This is a genomic window from uncultured Oscillibacter sp. (assembly GCF_900544955.1).
Taxonomy (GTDB): Bacteria; Bacillota; Clostridia; order Oscillospirales; family Oscillospiraceae; genus Oscillibacter.
Window position 1 is genome coordinate 65,751 of record NZ_UQXD01000003.1, and the last position, 15,811, is coordinate 81,561.

Genomic DNA, 15,811 nt, shown 5'->3' on the forward strand with positions numbered 1-15,811 from the left:
GAAGGAGGCCGACCATGAAGAGTGTGCGATACAGCCTGATCTACAAGTTTTTTGCCACCCAAATCCGGTTTGGCTATTATAAAACCGGCGACTGCCTGCCCCCCATTGAGGAGCTGACCAAAATCTACCACGCCTCCTCCCGGACGGTGCAGAGCGCCTACACCCAGCTTCAGCAGGACGGGTACATCCGCCTGTCCGCGGGCCGCAGAACCACAGTGGTCTATGAGACCACGGAGGCGGCGTGCATCCGGAATTGCCGGACCCACTACCTGGCCCGCAGGGATGCCATTTTGGCGCTGCGGGAGACACTGCAAATTCTGTTCACGCCTCTGATGCGGGAGGGCTGCCGCCGGCTGGGCCCGCCGGAAATGCGGCAGATCAAGAAAATGGCGGCCAAGCTGGGGTCCGGGGATTTCTACGTCTCCTACTTCTGCGGGCGCGCCATGTTCCTCGCCCTGAAAAACAGGCTCGCCCTGTACCTCTTCCACGACGTGGTCTCCTTCTACCAGTTCCCCCACACCCTGCTCCGGCGCTGGGGGGCCACCGTGGACAAACAGCACCTGCAGGCGCTGTCCGAAGACCTGGTGGCCGCCTGCGACCGCCAGGACCGGGAGGCGCTGTTTCGCGTGTACATGGAGGTCCAGAACCTGATGGACCGGATCCTCTGCCTCTACATCCCCTACGTGGAGACCTTCATCCCGGTACCGGAGCAAATCCCCTTTGAGTGGAAGGTCTACCGGGATCACCCCCAGCTCTGCTACTCGGTGGCGGCGCAGCTGATCGACCAAATCCTGCTGGAGCAGGCCTACCGCCCCGGCGCCACCCTGCCCTCTTACGGGGCGCTGGCGGAGACCTACCAGGTCTCCTTCAGTACCATCCGGCGGACCATGGACCTCCTGGAGAAGCTGGGGGTGGTGGCCACCTCCCGCGGCGCGGGGACCCGGGTGACGGAACCTGCCCAGGACCCTGACCGCCTCCAGCATGGGATCGTACAGGGGATTCTCAAGGCGTTCCGGGAGGTCCTGCAAATCCTCTGCATCTCGTTCGACGCCCTCGCGGAGCGGGCCCCTCTGCGGGCAGAGGAGCGGGACGCCTGCGCCGCCCGGCTCCATCGCCTGGACGACGGAGCCGGGCCCGCGGCCCTGCTCCTCTGTATGCGGTACCTGCTCCACGGGCAGGCCGGGTTTCAGGGCATCGGGGACAAGCTGTATGAGGCCCTTCTGCTGGGCCTGCCCCTGCTGGGAGGCCGGACGGCGGGAGCGACTGGCCGGCCCCTGGCCCACAGCCTGGAGGCGGGCGATGCCCCGGCCTTTTCCGCCCTCTTGAAGGCGCTCCTGTTGCAGACAGCCCAGGCGGCGGACCAACTCGCACTCCCGTGAGCATCCGGCAGAGCGGGCCGTGCCCCGCCACCCTTCCGCTCCCCGGGGTATCTCGGGCACCGCCCCGAGGGGGGCTGAAGATGCGGCCCAGCCGCAAAAGGGAAGGACGCTTGCCCATGGCAAACGTCCTTCCCTTTCCCGTTCCGCACCGCGCGGCGGCGGGGACGGCGGCGCCGTCCTTCCGCGCGCGGATGTTCTCCATCGCGGCCATCGGCCACGCCGTGCCACGACAACGGGCGCCGTCCGGGGCGACCCCAGACACGGCGCGATGCCTCCATGGCCGCCAGGGAGGCGGGATTCCGGGGGATGGGCCCTCCCCCGGGCCTGGGCCGTCTGCTCCCGCTTCTGCGGGGAATAGCCTTTTCGGACGCCGGTTCACCGCCCGCTCCTCCGAATGATTCCCCATGTACCACGGTTCTGGCCCAACGTCCCGGGCCCTTTGGCGGGCGCACCCAAAGGCCTCCGCACCGCCGGACAGCGCAAGGCGGCCCCGCCCCGAAAAGGGGGCGGGGCCGCCTTATGAAAGAATCGCCAAATGGCCTTACGAGGCGCCGCCCTGCATCAGGTCGTGCAGCATCCGGTAGAGGCGGCTCACGTCCAGGGGCTTGGGGAGGAAGCCGTTCATGCCGGCGGCCATCGCCGCGTCCACGTCCTCCTGGAAGGTGTTGGCCGTCATGGCCACGATGGGGACCGCGGCGGCGTCCGGCCGGTCCAGGGCCCGGATGGCCCGGGCGGCCTCCAGGCCGTTCATCTCGGGCATCTGGATGTCCATGAGGATCGCCTGAAACGCCCCCGGACGGCTCCCGGAAAACCGCTCCAGCGCCTGGCGGCCGTCCGCGCTCCGGCAGACCTCTGCCCCCTGGAGGGCCAAAAGCTGCTCCGCGATCTCGGCGTTGAGGTCGTTGTCCTCCACCAGGAGGATGCGGGCGCCGTCCAGCAGCCGCTCCTCCGGAGGGATGTCCCCGCCGCGGGGCAAGTCCTCCCGGGGCGCCCCCAGGGGCAGCTGGACGGTAAAGTAGAACTCACTCCCCCGGCCCACCTGGCTTCTCACCAGCAGCTCTCCGCCCATCATGCGGACGATGCTGCGGCTGATGGGCAGGCCCAAGCCGGTACCCTGGCTCTTGGAGCGGCTGGTGCCCACCTGCTCGAAGCTCTCAAAAATGCGCTTCTGGTCCTCCGGCGGGATGCCCGCCCCGTTGTCGGCCACCCGGAAGGTGAAGGCAGCCCGCCCCTCGCCTCCGGCCTCCTCCGTCACCCGCAGGCGCACGATGCCCCCCTCCGGGGTAAATTTGAAGGCGTTGGAGAGCAGGTTGGTGAGCACCTGCCGCAGGCGGATGGCGTCGCCGGTGAGGCCGCTGTGGGTGAATTCCTTTTCCAGCGTGTACCGGAGGCCCCGCTGCCGGGCCTCCCCCTCCATCATGGCCTGGATCTCGTCCAGCAGGTGCTCCAGGGAGAAGGGCTCGCTGGCGAGGGACAACTTTCCGCTGTCGATGCGGCTCATGTCCAGGATGTCGTTGATGAGGTCCAGCATGTAGTGGGCGGAGGCCCGGAGCTTCACCAGGTTCTCCCGCACCCCCTCCGGCACCCCCTCCATCATGCCGGTGAGGTCCGTGAGGCCCACCACGGCGTTCATGGGGGTGCGGAGCTCATGGCTCATGCGGGAGAGGAACTCCCCCTTGGCCCGGCTCTCCGCCTCGGCCCGCTCCAGCTCGCTGCGCATGACGGCGGCGCGCATCCGGGCCCGGTAGACTCCCAGCACCGCCGCCACCAGCACCAGAAGAAACAGCGACAGCACGGCGATGAAGGTCACGGGATTGGCGTAGATCAGCCCCGTCAGCGACATCTGGTTCGTGCCGATGGAGACCAGATTCTGATCCAGAATCGTGGCGCGCTCCTGGGCGGAGAGGTGGTTGATGGCCTTGTTGAGGACGGTCAGCAAGTCGGTGTCGGCGGGCCGCCCCAGGGCGAAGGAGAAGTCGCTGCGGTCGTTGACCCGGGTCACGGGCACCAGGTTGGAAAAGTGATAGTGCTGGATGTCCTGCTCCAGACGGCTGGCCAGGCCGTAGATGAAGTCCGCCTGACCGCTGTTCACCGCCCGCAGGGCGTCAGTGATGGTGGGATAGGTCCGGATCTCCGCCTCAACCCCCGCGGGCAGCGGCTGCTCCTCCACCACGGCGCACACCAGCCCCTCATCGGGGTAGGTGGACGCCTTGTTCCGCACCACGATGTTGTTCAGGTTCACATAGGGCGAGGTGAGGGTCAGCCCCTGGCGGACCGACTCCGCCTCCCCGCCGACGTAGAAGCACAGCATCTCCGCCTCGCCCCCCTGCACCATGCGGAGCGCCTCGCCGTAGCTGTCCGTATTGACATAGGAGAAGGTCAGCCCCGTAAAGTCGGAGATCGCGTCCAGAATGTCGGGCACGACGCCCCGGTGGAGGCTGTTCGACGAGTCGGGGCAGAACAGGGGGTGATAGCTCCCGGGCACCGCCACGGTGACGGGACCCCGGCGCTGCACATACGCCCGCTCCGCCTGGCTGAGCCGGATGTCGATGGTCCCCTCGGTACGGAAGTTGTCCGCGTACTGCTCCGCGCCGAAGCGGGGATTGGAGTCCGCGATTTTCCCCAGGGCCAGGTTCAAGCCGTCCAGAAGCTCCTGGTTGCCCTCGCCGGTGACGATATAGTAGGGCTGGGACTCAAAGGTCGCCACAATCCGGAACTCCTCCGGGTCCTCAAACCCGTTGCCCAGCAGCAAATCCACCTCGCCGCTCTCCAGGTAGGGATAGAGCTTGCCGTCCGGCGCGAGCTGCTCAAAGGTGTAGGAGCGGAGCTCGCAGTCCAGTCCGTGCATGGCCAGGTACTCCTTCAGCCGCCGGATGTTCTCCTGCGCCCGGTTATAGACGCCGATGGTCTTGCCGTTCAGGCTCCGCAGGTCGTTGCTGTTGATCCTGTCATCGTCCAGGCGGGCCATGAGGACGGATTTGCTGTAGCCGATGTTGTAATTCGGGTAGGCAAAGTACGCCTCAAAGCCGGAGGAGTAGTACACCCCTCCCATCAGGTCGTATTTCCCCTCCAAAAACTCCCGGGTCATGCTGTCCCCGTCGGTGTCGATGTACTCGTACTGCCAGCCGGTGTACTTGGCGATCTCATTGAGGTAGTCCACCACCAGGCCTTGGCGGGTGCCGTCCGCCGCCGTCTCGGTGATGCCCGGCACCTGGGGGAAGGGAACCCGGAGCACCCGAGGCGTCTCCTCCGCCGCCAGCGCGCCGCCGCCGCAAAGGGCGATCAGGAGCACGGCCAGGAGCATGGCGGACCACCGCCCGATTTGATTTTTCAGCCGTCTTCCCATCGCTGTCCACGCTCCTCCCCGGAAGGGGACCTCCGCCCGCAGCCGAATGCCCTTATTCCCGCACGTATCATTTTTCTTCATTACTTTTTTGTATTATCTTAAATATATCGGATTTAACGTGCAGCGTCAAGGCCGGGATTCCCCCGCCCCGGCGCCGCCGGGCCCCCGCGGTGCCCCCGGCACGGCGAGAATGCCTGCCTCCGGGAGGCCGCAGCGCACCAGAAACGCCTGGGCGGACGCCAGCATCCGGCGGTAGCAGAAGCCCAGGCAGTCCGCCGCCCGCCGGGCGTCTCCCCCACACAGGGCGAAGGCGGCCTCCCGGCTCCTCTCCGCCAGCACCGCGTCCTGCACCAGGCCGTCCCGGTGCAGGACGCCGTAGTACCCCCAGAGGTTGAACCCGCAGAGCTCCCGCAGAATGGTCCCCAGGGGCTCCAGCGGCTGGTGCGCCGCGATGCACCGGGTCACGGGGTCCAGGGGAATCCACGCCGGGTCCGCCAGCCGCCCCGGCAGCTCCCGCAGCGCCGCCTCCCGGGCGGCGGGGAGCGCCCGCTCCGCCGCCGCCGGAGCGGCCACCGCCATCAGTTGCAGGGCGCTCAGGTATAGCAGCGCGTCCCGCTTCAGCGCCCTGTCCCGCAGGCACCGGGCCACGGCCTGCTCCTCCAGCCGGATCACCCGGGTGCCCTTGGCGTTGCAGGTCTTTGCAACGCCAAGGGCGTTCAGCATGGCCAACGCATTGCGAACGGTGGCGACGCACACGCCGTACGCCGATGCAAGGGCCGCCTCGGCGGGCAGGAAGGTGTCCTCCGGATAGACGCCGGCCCCGATTTTGTCCATCAGGTCCCGGGCGATCTGGAGGTAGAAGTAGTCCCTGCCCCGCTGGGCGTTCCAGGCAAACCCCGGTTCCGGGTCCTCCGGCACGTCCGGATGCTCCGCCGCCAGCTCCTCCAGCAGCGTCCGCACAGTGGCCACAATGGCAGCATACATGATGGAAAAGTGGGAGACGATCTGCCCGCCGTCCCTTGCCAGCAGCGCCTCCACCATCCCGGTGAGGCTGCGGAAGCCGTTGTACCGCACCACCCTGGATTCAAACTTCTCCCCGTTCAAAAACAGCGGGATTTTCGCGTAGAGCTCATAGGTGGCGTACAGGTCCCGGAACAGCAGGTTGCCGGAGTGCTCCATCAGGAAGTAGAGTAAGGCCGCCATCAGCTTCTTGCGCCTCTCGGCATCCTTCTTTTCGAAATTCCGGAAGCGCCGGACCCACTCCTCCATCTTCCCGTCGTCGCAGGCGGCGGCGGACAGGGCGGCCATCTGCGGCAGGAGCAGCGCCATGGTCTCGTACACCTGGAGGATGGAGGTCCGCTGCCGCAGCGCCGCCTGCACCGCCGCGTCCCGCCGCTCCTCCGACCGCCGGTAGATCACCACCGCCGGCTTGCGCTCCTCCGTCCGGATGTAGCCGTCCTCCCTGAGGGCCCGCATGACGTCCTTGATGGTCCGGATGCCCACGTGGTACAGCTCGCAGAGCTGGCTCATGGACGCCAGCGTGTCCCCGCAGGCCAGCCGCCCCACCTGCATCTGCTCGCACAGGTCCCGGTACACGTAGTCAAACGCCGTCTGCTTGCGCTTCATGCTCCGCTCCCCCCTCCGTTCCGACGGGTTTTCTCTGAAACAGCATACCACATCTCCCTGGAAAATGCAGTACTATTTATATACGTACCCAAATTATTAGTTGGAAATTCGCGGTTTCCATATTAAAATGGAGGCATCAGACGCATTGAGGGAGGGTCTTGATGAAAAAGCGTCCCATCATCCTTTTGAGCGGTACCGCGGTCCTGCTCATCCTCATGATGATTGCCAACACCGTTTCTCTCCGGACGATTTTGAAGGAGAAAACGGACCTGTACGTGCAGGAGGTCTCCGGCCAGTCCGCCAGCTACCTGTCCGACCACCTGCACGCCAACCTTCGCTATATCGGGCAGTTGGCCGACACCATCGACCGGATGCCGCCGCTGCCCGATATGAGCGATTTTTTGCAGCGGAAGGCCGACGCCTTCCAGCTGGACCTGCTGGCGATTGTGGACCAGGAGGGGAACGTCACCAAAAACGACTTTTCCAGCAACTGCTTCGACGCATGGCTGGCCCAGGGGAAAATTGACTATGAAACTCCCCAGATCCTGAATCTGGACGGACGCGCCCTCTTGTTCTCCGTGCCCATGCCCCGGGTGGCGGAAAACCGGAAGGTGCTGGCCGGCATTCTGGAGCAGCGGAGCATGCAGCAAATTCTGTCGGGGCTGAATTTCCACGGCGAGGGCATCGCCTGTGTGGTGGACCCCGACGGCAATGTGATCGTCGCCCCTGTGGACAACAGTCCCTTTCTCCAGTTTCTGGACCTGGTGCAAAACCCCGGCAGCGAGCACATGGCCGCGTCTCTCTCCCGGATGATCCAAAACGTCCACTCCAAGACCGCCGGCATCTTTGATTTTTCAACCGCCTCCCGGGAGCGGCTGCTCCTGTCCTATCATCCCCTGTCGCTGAACGACTGGCTTTTGATCGCCATCGTCCGCCAGGACCTGATTACGGGGGACGTCCAGTCCTACGCCCTGCGGTCCTTCGCCCTGGTGGGGGGCGTGTTTGCGGTCTTTGCCCTCTTCCTCGCGCTGATCATCTCCGGCTACGAGAAAAACCGGAGACGCCTGGAGGCGATCACTCTGGCGGACCCCCTCACCGGCGGCGACAGCAACTGCGCCTTTCAGCGCAAGCTGCGGGCGCTGGTATCCGGACAGCCCCCGTCCACCTACACCCTGCTCTTTTTGAACATCAAGGGCTTTCAGGTGATCAACGAGACCTACGGCGTCCTCGCCGGGGACCGCATCCTGCGGCACGTCCACCGCATCCTGTCACAGCACCTCCAGGAGGGGGAGCTGGCCTGCCGAAGCGAGATGGACCACTTCTTCCTCTGCCTGAAAACCGGCACGCCGGGGCAGACGGCCGCCCGCCTCCGGCAGATCACAGCGGACCTCAACGATTTCAGCCGCCACGTGGACATCCCCTACAACCTGGTTCTGAAGGCCGGGGGATACCGGATCGACGACCCCCTTCTGGAGGTCAGAGCCATGCAGGACCACGCCCGGTCCGCCTGCATCACGGAGCTGAAGGACGGGGCCTGCACCTTCTTCGACAGGGAGATGCTGGAGCGGATCAAACGGGAGGCGCTTCTGGAGTCCCTCTTTGAATCGTCCCTGGCAAACCGCGATTTCCAGGTCTACCTCCAGCCCAAGGTCCGCCCAGCGGACGGGAAGCTCCGCGGCGCCGAGGCCCTGGTCCGGTGGCACCACCCGGAGCACGGCGTCATCTACCCCTCCGATTTCATCCCCCTGTTTGAGAGAAACGGGAACATCTGCGCCCTGGACCTGTACATCTTCGAGGAGGTGTGCAAGTGGCTCCGGGCCGACCTGGACCGGCGGAGGGAGCCGCTGCCGGTCTCCGTCAACCTGTCCCGGACCCACATCAAAAATCTGAATTTCCTGCGCCGGTTTGTGGAGATCAAGCAGGCCTACCGGATTCCGGACGGGCTTTTGGAATTTGAGCTCACGGAGTCCATCCTCCTCGGCGACGAACAGATCCGCCTGACGAAACACGTGATCCGCCAGATGCACCGGCACGGCTTTTTGTGCTCCCTGGACGACTTCGGCTTCGGCTACTCCTCCCTGGCCCTGCTGAAGGAATTTGAGATCGACGTCATCAAGCTGGACAAGTGCTTCTTTGACGACATGCAAACGCCCAAGGCCCTGCGCATCATCGAGGGATTCATCAACATCTCCCACAGCCTGGGCATCCGGGTGGTGGCGGAGGGCATCGAGACCCGGGAGCAGTTGGAGTGCCTGCGGGACCTCGGCTGCGACCTGATCCAGGGCTATTACTTCTCCCGGCCGCTGTCCCTCCCCGATTTCGAGGCGTGGCGCAGTGCCAGGGCCTGACCCGGCAACGGCCACAAACAACCAGCCGCCCGCAGACATTGCGGGCGGCTGGTTGTTTTCTGATAAGCGGCGGGCGGCCTTCTGCCGGACCCGGGCGGAAGCCCCGGCAACCCGTCAGTCCCCCCGGTACACCCAGTGGCCCGGTGCCTCCTCCCGGAGGGTTCCGTTGGGCGGCAGGGTCTCCGGGTCATACTCCAAAATCCGCTTCTGCCGCTCCCGGCGGGGGTCCGCAATGGGGACGGCGGAGAGCAGCGCCTGGGTATAGGGGTGGCGCGGGGCGGCAAACAGCCGCTCCGTCTCCCCCCGCTCCACCAGGCGGCCCCGCAGCATCACCCCCACCTCGTCGCAGAGGTAGCGGACCACGGAGAGGTCGTGGGCGATGAAGAGAAAGGAGAAGCCCCGCTCCTGCTGCAATTGCCGGAACAGGTTCAAAATCTGGGCCTGGATGGACAGGTCCAGAGAGGCGATGGGCTCGTCCGCCACAATCAGCGCCGGGTCCGTGGCGATGGCCCGGGCGATGGCCACCCGCTGGCGCTGGCCGCCGGAGAGCTCCCCGGGCCGCTTTTCGGCGAAGCCCGCCTCCATGCCCACCTGCTCCAACAGGGCCGCCACCCGGCGCTCCAGCACCCCGCCGGAGGCCAGGCGGCAGGCCCGGAGGGGCTCGGCCACGATCTCCCGGACGGTCATCCGGGGGTTCAGCGCCGCGGCGGAGTCCTGGAAGATGATCTGCATGTCCTTGCGCAGGGCCTCCTGCCGCCGGCGGTACACCTCCTGCCGGGAGATCTCCTCCCCCCTGAAAAACACCTGCCCGCCGGTGAGGCGGTACAGCCCCATGACGGACCGGGCCACCGTGGACTTGCCGCAGCCGCTCTCCCCCACCAGGCCGAACACCCGGCCCGGCTCGATCCGGAAGCTGACGTCCTCCACCGCCCGGACGGTCCAGTCCCGGCGGATGGGGAAGTGCTGCTGCAACTGCCGGACCTCCAGCACCGGCACGCTCATGGCGCCGCCCCCTCTCCCGCCGGGGCCTTGGGCGCCCTGGGGTCCAGCAGCCAGGTGGCCGCGCTGTGGGTGGGGGTGACAGAAAACATGGGCGGGTCCTCCTCAAAGTCAATGGCCATGGCCCGGGCGTTCCGGGGGGCGAAGGGGTCCCCGGGGGGCAGGCCGATCAGCGCCGGGGGCATCCCGGGGATGCTGGGAAGGGGCTCTCCTTTCCGGGCGTTGGCGGGCAGGGCGGAGAGCAGCCCCCGGGTGTAGGGGTGGCGGGGGTCGTAAAAGACCTCCTCCGCCGTGCCCACCTCCACCAGCCTGCCCGCGTACATCACGGCCACCCGGTCCGCCACCCGGGCCACCACCCCCAGATCGTGGGAGACCAGGACGATGGCCACCCCCGTCCTCTCCCGGATGGACAGCAGCAAATCCAGAATTTTGGCCTGCACCGTCACGTCCAGGGCAGTGGTGGGCTCGTCGGCAAAGAGCACCCGGGGCCGCCCCGCCAGGGCGATAGCCAGCACGCAGCGCTGGCGCATACCGCCGGAGAAGAAGTGGGGCTGCATACCAAAGCGGGTCTCCGCCTCCCGAATTTCCACCAGGCGCATCAGCTCCAGCGCCCGGCGGCGGGCCTCCCCCCGGCTGATCCGCTCATGGCGCAGAATGGCGCCGGCAATCTGCTCCCCCACGGGGATGGTGGGGTTCAGGGAGGTCATGGGGTCTTGAAACACCATGGCGGCGGCGGTTCCGCGCAATCGGCGCAGCTCCCGCTCCGGGCAGGCCGTCACATCCCGGCCCCCCAGCACCACCCGGCCGGACTTGGCCCGGGCGTACCGGGGCAGCAGCCCCAGCACGGACTTGCACAGCACGGACTTCCCGCAGCCGCTCTCCCCCACCAGGCCCAAGATCTCCCCCTCTCCCAGGGAGAGGCTCACCTGCCGCACCGCCTCCACCTCCCCCTGGGGGGTGAAGAAGCTCAGCGAATAGTTGTTCCATTCCAGTATATTCCCCATGGGACCGGCTCCTCATCTCTTATTTGTGCAGGGTCCACTCCTCGATATTCCACATGACGCCCACGGCGTGGTGGCCCAGGACGCGGGTGGTGTCCAGCCCCTCCAGCCCCGCAATGCTCACGTAGTTGCCGTCCAGGAAGGCCACCAGCACCACGCCGGGCTGGCGGGCATAGGCCGCCTCGAACGCGCGGTAGGCCTCCCGCCGCGCCTCCTCCTCGGTGGCGTGGCGGCCCTGGGCCAGCAGCGCGTCCACCGTGGGGTTGGAGTAGTGCATGGTGTTGCCGCTGGCGCCGGTGACGTAGTTGGAGTAGAACATGTCCGGGTCAAACTGGGCGGCATAGCCGGAGAGGAAGCCGTTGTACCCGGACTCCCAGTCGAACCGGGTCACCAGCACCACCTCCATGTCCACCCCGGCGGCCTTGAGCATCCCGGCGCAGATGTTGGCGATGTCCACCCGCTCCTCCTCGTAGTCCCGGACCTGGATGGTGAAGTGGAACTTCTCCCCGTTCCGCTCATAGATGCCGTCCGCGCCCTTGGTCCAGCCCAGGGCCTCCATCTCCGCGGCAAACCGGCCTAGGTCGTAGGGGTAGAGGTCCGCGTCGGGATTGCCGCCGTAGGGGTTGAGCTGAATGGGGCTGTATGCCGCCGCGCCGTGGCCCGCCAGCACGCCGTCCACAATGGCGTCCTTGTCCAGGGCCAGGTTCAAAACGCCGATGGAGTCGCCGTTGCGCTGCCAGAACGCCGTGCGGAAGTCCATGGAGATGGCCCGGTAGTCGGCGGTGGTGAAGTCGATGTTGCGGAAGGCCTCGTCCCCCCGGAACTGCTGGGCGTAGTTGGCGTTCAGCCAGGCCAGGTCCGCCTCGCCGGAGCGGAGCATGGTGGCCTTGGTGCTCTCCACGGAGACGGTCTTGTAGACCACCCGCTCAATGTTCGGCACCTTGCCGTAGTAGTCCTCGTTCCGCTCCAGGAGGATCATGCCCCCGGCGGTGTCCCACTCCACAAACCGGTAGCGGCCGGTGCCCACGGGGGCCTGGTTGAAGGCCATGGTGTTCAGGTCCTCCCCCTCCGTCAGGTGCCGGGGCAGGATGCCCATGGTGAAGTAGCCCAGCATGGCGGCGTTGGGCCGGGCCATGGTGAAGACCACCGTCCGCCCGTCGGGGGCGGAGATGGAGGCGATGTCCTCGTAGTTGCTGGTGATGCTGGCGGAGAGGGTCTCGTCGCTCACCAGGGCGTTGTAGGTGTACACCACGTCGTCCACGGTGAAGTCCGCACCGTCGTGCCACTGCACGCCGCTGCGCAGGGTGAAGGTATAGGTCAGGGTCTCCGGGTCGTAGGCATAGTCCTCGGCCAGGTCGCAGACGGGGGTGCCGCCGCCGTCGTACTTCATCAGTCCGGAGAAGATCAGGTCCGGCACCTCGTCGTGGCTGTTGAGGATGGGGTTGATGGTGCTCTCGGACTCTCCGGCGTAGACCAGGGTGTTGCTCAAATCCTGGGCGGCGCCCTCCGGGGCGGCGGAGCCGGGGGCGGCCTGACCGCCGCAGGCCGTCAGCCCCAGGGCGGCGGCCAGAAGCAGCGCCGCCAGGCGGAAACGGATGGGGTTTCTCATGGGAATTCCTCCACTTTCTTTGGATGGTTGGATGCTCACAGATTGCTGCAGGCCCGGTTGACCTCCCGGCGGAAGTAGTTGCCGATGCTGGTGACGCAGCCCAGGGTCACCAGCAGGAAGAGGCCGGGGATGATGATAACCCACCAGGTATTCAGCAGCAGGGCCCGGTTGGCCAGGGACAGCATACTGCCCCAGGAGATGACCTCCACCGGCAGCCCCAGTCCCAGGAAGCTCAGGGTGGACTCCATGGACATGCTGGCGCTGATGCTGGAGATCACCACGAACAAAATAGACGAGAGGAAGTTGGGAATCAGGTGAACCCACATGGTCCGCCAGAAGCCCACCCCCATGCACCGGGCCGCCAGCACGTACTCGCTGCTGCGAATCTGCCGGACCTCGCTGCGGACGATCCGGGCCAGGCCGAACCAGCCGGTTCCGCCGATGAGCAGCGAGAGGGTGAAGACGTCGTGCTTGGGGATCAGCGACCCCAGCAGCAGCACGATCAGCAGCGTGGGCACGCTGTGGGCCATCTCCATGGCCCGCATCATCACGGCGTCCAGCCGCTGGTGGGCCATGCCGCTGATGCAGCCGTAGGTCACCCCCAGCACGGTGATGAGGGCCATACTCATCAGCCCCACCGCCAGGGAGGCCCGGCCGCCGTACCAGATCATGGAGTAGATGTCCCGCCCCAGGGAGTCGGTTCCGAAGTAGAACTCCCCGCCGGGGGCCTGGTTCAGGTTTTGCAGGTAGAACCCCGCCGGGTCGTGGTTGGCCAGCACCGGCGCCAGCAGGCACCCCAGCACAATGAGGCCCAGCACCGCCATGGACAGCACCGGGGGGCGCTGGGGGCGGCCGTGGCCCCGTGGAAGAGCTCGGGTGGGGGCGGGCCGGTAGTCCGGCCCCACCACCCGGAAGGGGTCGCGGGTTATCTCTGCCATACGGACACCCCCGTCTCCCGCATTCTGGGGTCGATCACCTCGTTGACGCTCTGGGCCAGAAGGCTGCTGGCTACCACCAGCACGCCGGTGAGCAGCACCAGCAGCATCAGCAGGTTGTAGTCGTGGTACTTGGCGCTCTCCACGGAGAGGGCGCCGATGCCCGGGTAGTTGAACACGGACTCGGCGATGTAGGTCCCGCTGAGGACGTGGGGAATGGAGATGGCCATGATGCTGACGATGGTGGGCGCCACGTTCCGCAGGCACTGGCACCACAGAATGCGGCGGCGGGAGTACCCCTGGGACTTGGCCAGCAGCACATAGTCCCGCCGCACCTCGTCCAAGAGCTTGTTGCGGATCATGTAGGCGTAGTACCACAGGTGGCTCATCACCATCACCGCCAGTGGCAGAATCATGTGCCGGATGCGGTTGCCCACGTCGCCGGCCATGCCCACGTCGTAGGCGCCGCTGCTGGGCAGCCACCGCAGATTGATGCTGAAGATCAGCACCAGCACCACGCCGATCCAAAAGGGCGGCAGGTAGTACACCGCCGTGCCGATCCGGCACAGCAGCCGGTCCAGCCAGGTGTCCTCATGGAGGGCACAGGCCACCGCCAGCAAAATCGCCAGGGCGAACACCAGCACATAGGCGATGCCCCCCAGCAGCAGCGTGTTGCCGATCAGCGGGGTGATGACGTCCAGCACCGGCATCTTGTAGCGGAGGGAGAGGCCGAAATTCCCGTGCAGGGCGTTTTGCAGCCAGATGCCGTACTGCACATGGATGGGCGCGTCCAGTCCCAACCGGGTCCGGGCCGCCGCCATCTCCTCCGCCGTCATGGACTCCACCGCGTCGCCGTAAAAAGACTGAAGGGCGTCCCCGGGGGCCCAGCGGGCCGCGTAGAACACCAGCACGGAGAGCAGCAGCATGGTCAGCAGAAAGCCGAAAAGCCGCCGGCAAATCCGTTTCCAAAGAGGCTGTCCGATCATGGTTCCCTCCTCACGTCCCGCACGGGATGCCCCGCTGGGGATGCCCCGCCGCCCGGCTCAGCTCCGGCGGCAAGGGCTCCCCCTTTGCCCAGGCGAAGCCCGCCCGGCGGACCGCCTCTCCATCCTCCGGCAGGGCGGCGTCCCTCCGGGGCAGTTGCCACCCCATGCCGTTCCTCATGTCCGCTCCACCAGGTCCCGGGCCTCCGCCAGGCCGATGCCCCGCTCCCGGGCGATGCGGGCCAAATCCTCGTACTCGTACTTGGAGCGGGTCACGCCGTAGCCCTGGGCGTCCTTCCGCCGGACCGGGCCATAGGGCGTGTCCACCGCGGAGACGGTCCGGTCCAGGACGTAGCGGCCGCAGGCGCACGTCCGGATGCCCAGGGTGGTGGTGTGGCGGAAGATGCACGCGGCCAGGGCCTCCCGGTCCTCCCGGCGGCACAGCACCTGGATCAGCGTGCCGGGGCGGGATTTTTTCATCCCGATGGGGACGGTGTAGGCGTCTAGGGCCCCGCTCTCGAAAAACCGCTCCAAGGCGAAGCCCACCGCCTCCGCCGTCATGTCGTCCACGTTGCACGAGAGGCTGTAAACCGTCTCCGCCTGCCCCTCCGTCTCTCCCAGCAGGGCCCGGACGCAGTTGGCGGCCTCAAAGTCCTTCTTCCCCATACCGTAGCCGATGGCCTGGGTCCGCATGACGGGCATCTCCCCGAAGCGGGTGGCGAAGTGGGTCAGCAGGGCCGCACCGGTGGGGGTGCACAGCTCGCCCCGGACACTGCCGCCGTAGATGGGTGCGTTTTGCAGCAGATAGGCGGTGGCGGGGGCCGGGACGGGGAGGACGCCGTGGGCGCAGCGCACCTGGCCGCTGCCCACATGGACCGGGGAGACCACGATCTCCTCCGGCGCCAGCTCGTGGAGCAGCAGGCACACGGCGGTGATGTCCGCCATGGCGTCCAGGGTCCCCACCTCGTGGAAGTGGATGTCGGTGACGGGCACGCCGTGGGCCCGGCTCTCCGCCTCCGCGATCCGGCCGTACACCGCCTCCACGTCCGCCCGGACGGCCTCCGGCAGGTCCAGCCCCGCCAGAATGTCCCGGATCTCCGCCATGCTGCTGTGGTGGTGGCCGTGGGAATGGGGATGGTCGTGTTCGTGGTCATGGTCGTGACTGTGCTCGTGCTCATGGCCGTGCTCGTGGCTATGCTCATGCTCATGGGGATGGTCGTGTTCATGTTGGTGGTCATGGTCGTGGCCGTGGCCGTGGTCGTGGCCGTGGTCATGACCGTGCTCATGGTCATGACCATGTTCGTGTTCATGCTCGTGGTCATGCTCGTGGTCATGTTCATGCTCGTGCTCATGGCCGTGGGGATGGTCGTGGGACGCCTCCTCCGCGCCGTCCACCGTCACGGTGACATGGGTGCCGGTGATGCCGCACTTCACCGCCGTCTCCCGCCGCACCGCCACACCGGGCAGGCCCAGGGCGTTCATCCGGGCCAGAAAGCCCTCCGGGTCCGGCACCAGCTCCAGCAGCGCCGCCGTCAGCATATCCCCCGCGGCGCCCATGCCGCAGTCCAGATACAGTGTTTTCATC

General features: G+C 66.7%; 11 protein-coding genes. 2 read left to right on the forward strand and 9 right to left on the reverse strand.

Annotation, left to right across the window (positions count from 1 at the left end):
* Positions 1 to 14: 14 nt before the first annotated feature.
* A complete protein-coding gene (locus QZS21_RS01535) occupies positions 15 to 1,379 on the forward strand; it encodes a GntR family transcriptional regulator (protein WP_295579393.1) in 1,365 nt (454 codons plus the stop codon).
* A gap of 541 nt (positions 1,380 to 1,920) precedes the next feature.
* Here the strand turns inward: QZS21_RS01535 and QZS21_RS01540 are convergent.
* Entirely contained in the window at positions 1,921 to 4,725 is a 2,805-nt protein-coding gene (locus QZS21_RS01540) for an ATP-binding protein (protein ID WP_295579397.1), read from the reverse strand.
* 126 nt (positions 4,726 to 4,851) lie between these two features.
* The gene (locus QZS21_RS01545) at positions 4,852 to 6,351 is read right to left on the reverse strand and encodes a GntR family transcriptional regulator (RefSeq protein ID WP_295579400.1); all 1,500 of its coding nucleotides are present in this window, start codon (positions 6,349 to 6,351) and stop codon (positions 4,852 to 4,854) included.
* A 161-nt stretch (positions 6,352 to 6,512) separates the two neighbouring features.
* On the opposite strand from QZS21_RS01545, the gene QZS21_RS01550 reads away from it, so the two are divergent.
* Entirely contained in the window at positions 6,513 to 8,699 is a 2,187-nt protein-coding gene (locus QZS21_RS01550) for an EAL domain-containing protein (protein WP_295579403.1), read from the forward strand.
* 114 nt (positions 8,700 to 8,813) lie between these two features.
* Here the strand turns inward: QZS21_RS01550 and QZS21_RS01555 are convergent, their stop codons facing one another.
* The 7 genes from QZS21_RS01555 to larC are packed head-to-tail and all read right to left on the reverse strand — an operon-like array spanning position 8,814 to position 15,810.
* Positions 8,814 to 9,701 carry an ATP-binding cassette domain-containing protein gene (locus tag QZS21_RS01555; RefSeq protein WP_295579406.1) on the reverse strand — a complete coding sequence of 296 codons (888 nt, stop codon included), beginning with the start codon at positions 9,699 to 9,701 and terminating at the stop codon, positions 8,814 to 8,816.
* Entirely contained in the window at positions 9,698 to 10,702 is a 1,005-nt protein-coding gene (locus tag QZS21_RS01560; RefSeq protein WP_295579408.1) for an ABC transporter ATP-binding protein, read from the reverse strand. Before QZS21_RS01560 ends, QZS21_RS01555 begins: the two co-directional genes overlap by 4 nt.
* Before the next feature lie 19 nt (positions 10,703 to 10,721).
* Entirely contained in the window at positions 10,722 to 12,308 is a 1,587-nt protein-coding gene (locus QZS21_RS01565; protein WP_295579410.1) for an ABC transporter substrate-binding protein, read from the reverse strand.
* A gap of 35 nt (positions 12,309 to 12,343) precedes the next feature.
* Complete coding sequence (locus QZS21_RS01570) at positions 12,344 to 13,246, reverse strand: ABC transporter permease (RefSeq protein WP_295579412.1); 903 nt, start codon at positions 13,244 to 13,246, stop codon at positions 12,344 to 12,346.
* The gene (locus QZS21_RS01575) at positions 13,234 to 14,229 is read right to left on the reverse strand and encodes an ABC transporter permease (protein WP_295579414.1); all 996 of its coding nucleotides are present in this window, start codon (positions 14,227 to 14,229) and stop codon (positions 13,234 to 13,236) included. Before QZS21_RS01575 ends, QZS21_RS01570 begins: the two co-directional genes overlap by 13 nt.
* Before the next feature lie 10 nt (positions 14,230 to 14,239).
* On the reverse strand, positions 14,240 to 14,395 hold the full coding sequence (locus QZS21_RS01580; RefSeq protein WP_295579417.1) for a hypothetical protein: 156 nt from the start codon (positions 14,393 to 14,395) through the stop codon (positions 14,240 to 14,242).
* A gap of 8 nt (positions 14,396 to 14,403) precedes the next feature.
* The gene (larC, locus tag QZS21_RS01585; RefSeq protein ID WP_295579418.1) at positions 14,404 to 15,810 is read right to left on the reverse strand and encodes a nickel pincer cofactor biosynthesis protein LarC; all 1,407 of its coding nucleotides are present in this window, start codon (positions 15,808 to 15,810) and stop codon (positions 14,404 to 14,406) included.
* Between the last annotated feature and the right edge of the window lies 1 nt (position 15,811).

Coding starts and splice junctions, on each gene's coding strand:
- QZS21_RS01535 (WP_295579393.1), top strand. CDS start 15: ATGAAGAGTGTGCGATACAGCCTGATCTACAAGTTTTTTGCCACCCAA.
- QZS21_RS01540 (WP_295579397.1), bottom strand. CDS start 4,725: ATGGGAAGACGGCTGAAAAATCAAATCGGGCGGTGGTCCGCCATGCTC.
- QZS21_RS01545 (WP_295579400.1), bottom strand. CDS start 6,351: ATGAAGCGCAAGCAGACGGCGTTTGACTACGTGTACCGGGACCTGTGC.
- QZS21_RS01550 (WP_295579403.1), top strand. CDS start 6,513: ATGAAAAAGCGTCCCATCATCCTTTTGAGCGGTACCGCGGTCCTGCTC.
- QZS21_RS01555 (WP_295579406.1), bottom strand. CDS start 9,701: ATGAGCGTGCCGGTGCTGGAGGTCCGGCAGTTGCAGCAGCACTTCCCC.
- QZS21_RS01560 (WP_295579408.1), bottom strand. CDS start 10,702: ATGGGGAATATACTGGAATGGAACAACTATTCGCTGAGCTTCTTCACC.
- QZS21_RS01565 (WP_295579410.1), bottom strand. CDS start 12,308: ATGAGAAACCCCATCCGTTTCCGCCTGGCGGCGCTGCTTCTGGCCGCC.
- QZS21_RS01570 (WP_295579412.1), bottom strand. CDS start 13,246: ATGGCAGAGATAACCCGCGACCCCTTCCGGGTGGTGGGGCCGGACTAC.
- QZS21_RS01575 (WP_295579414.1), bottom strand. CDS start 14,229: ATGATCGGACAGCCTCTTTGGAAACGGATTTGCCGGCGGCTTTTCGGC.
- QZS21_RS01580 (WP_295579417.1), bottom strand. CDS start 14,395: ATGGGGTGGCAACTGCCCCGGAGGGACGCCGCCCTGCCGGAGGATGGA.
- larC (WP_295579418.1), bottom strand. CDS start 15,810: ATGAAAACACTGTATCTGGACTGCGGCATGGGCGCCGCGGGGGATATG.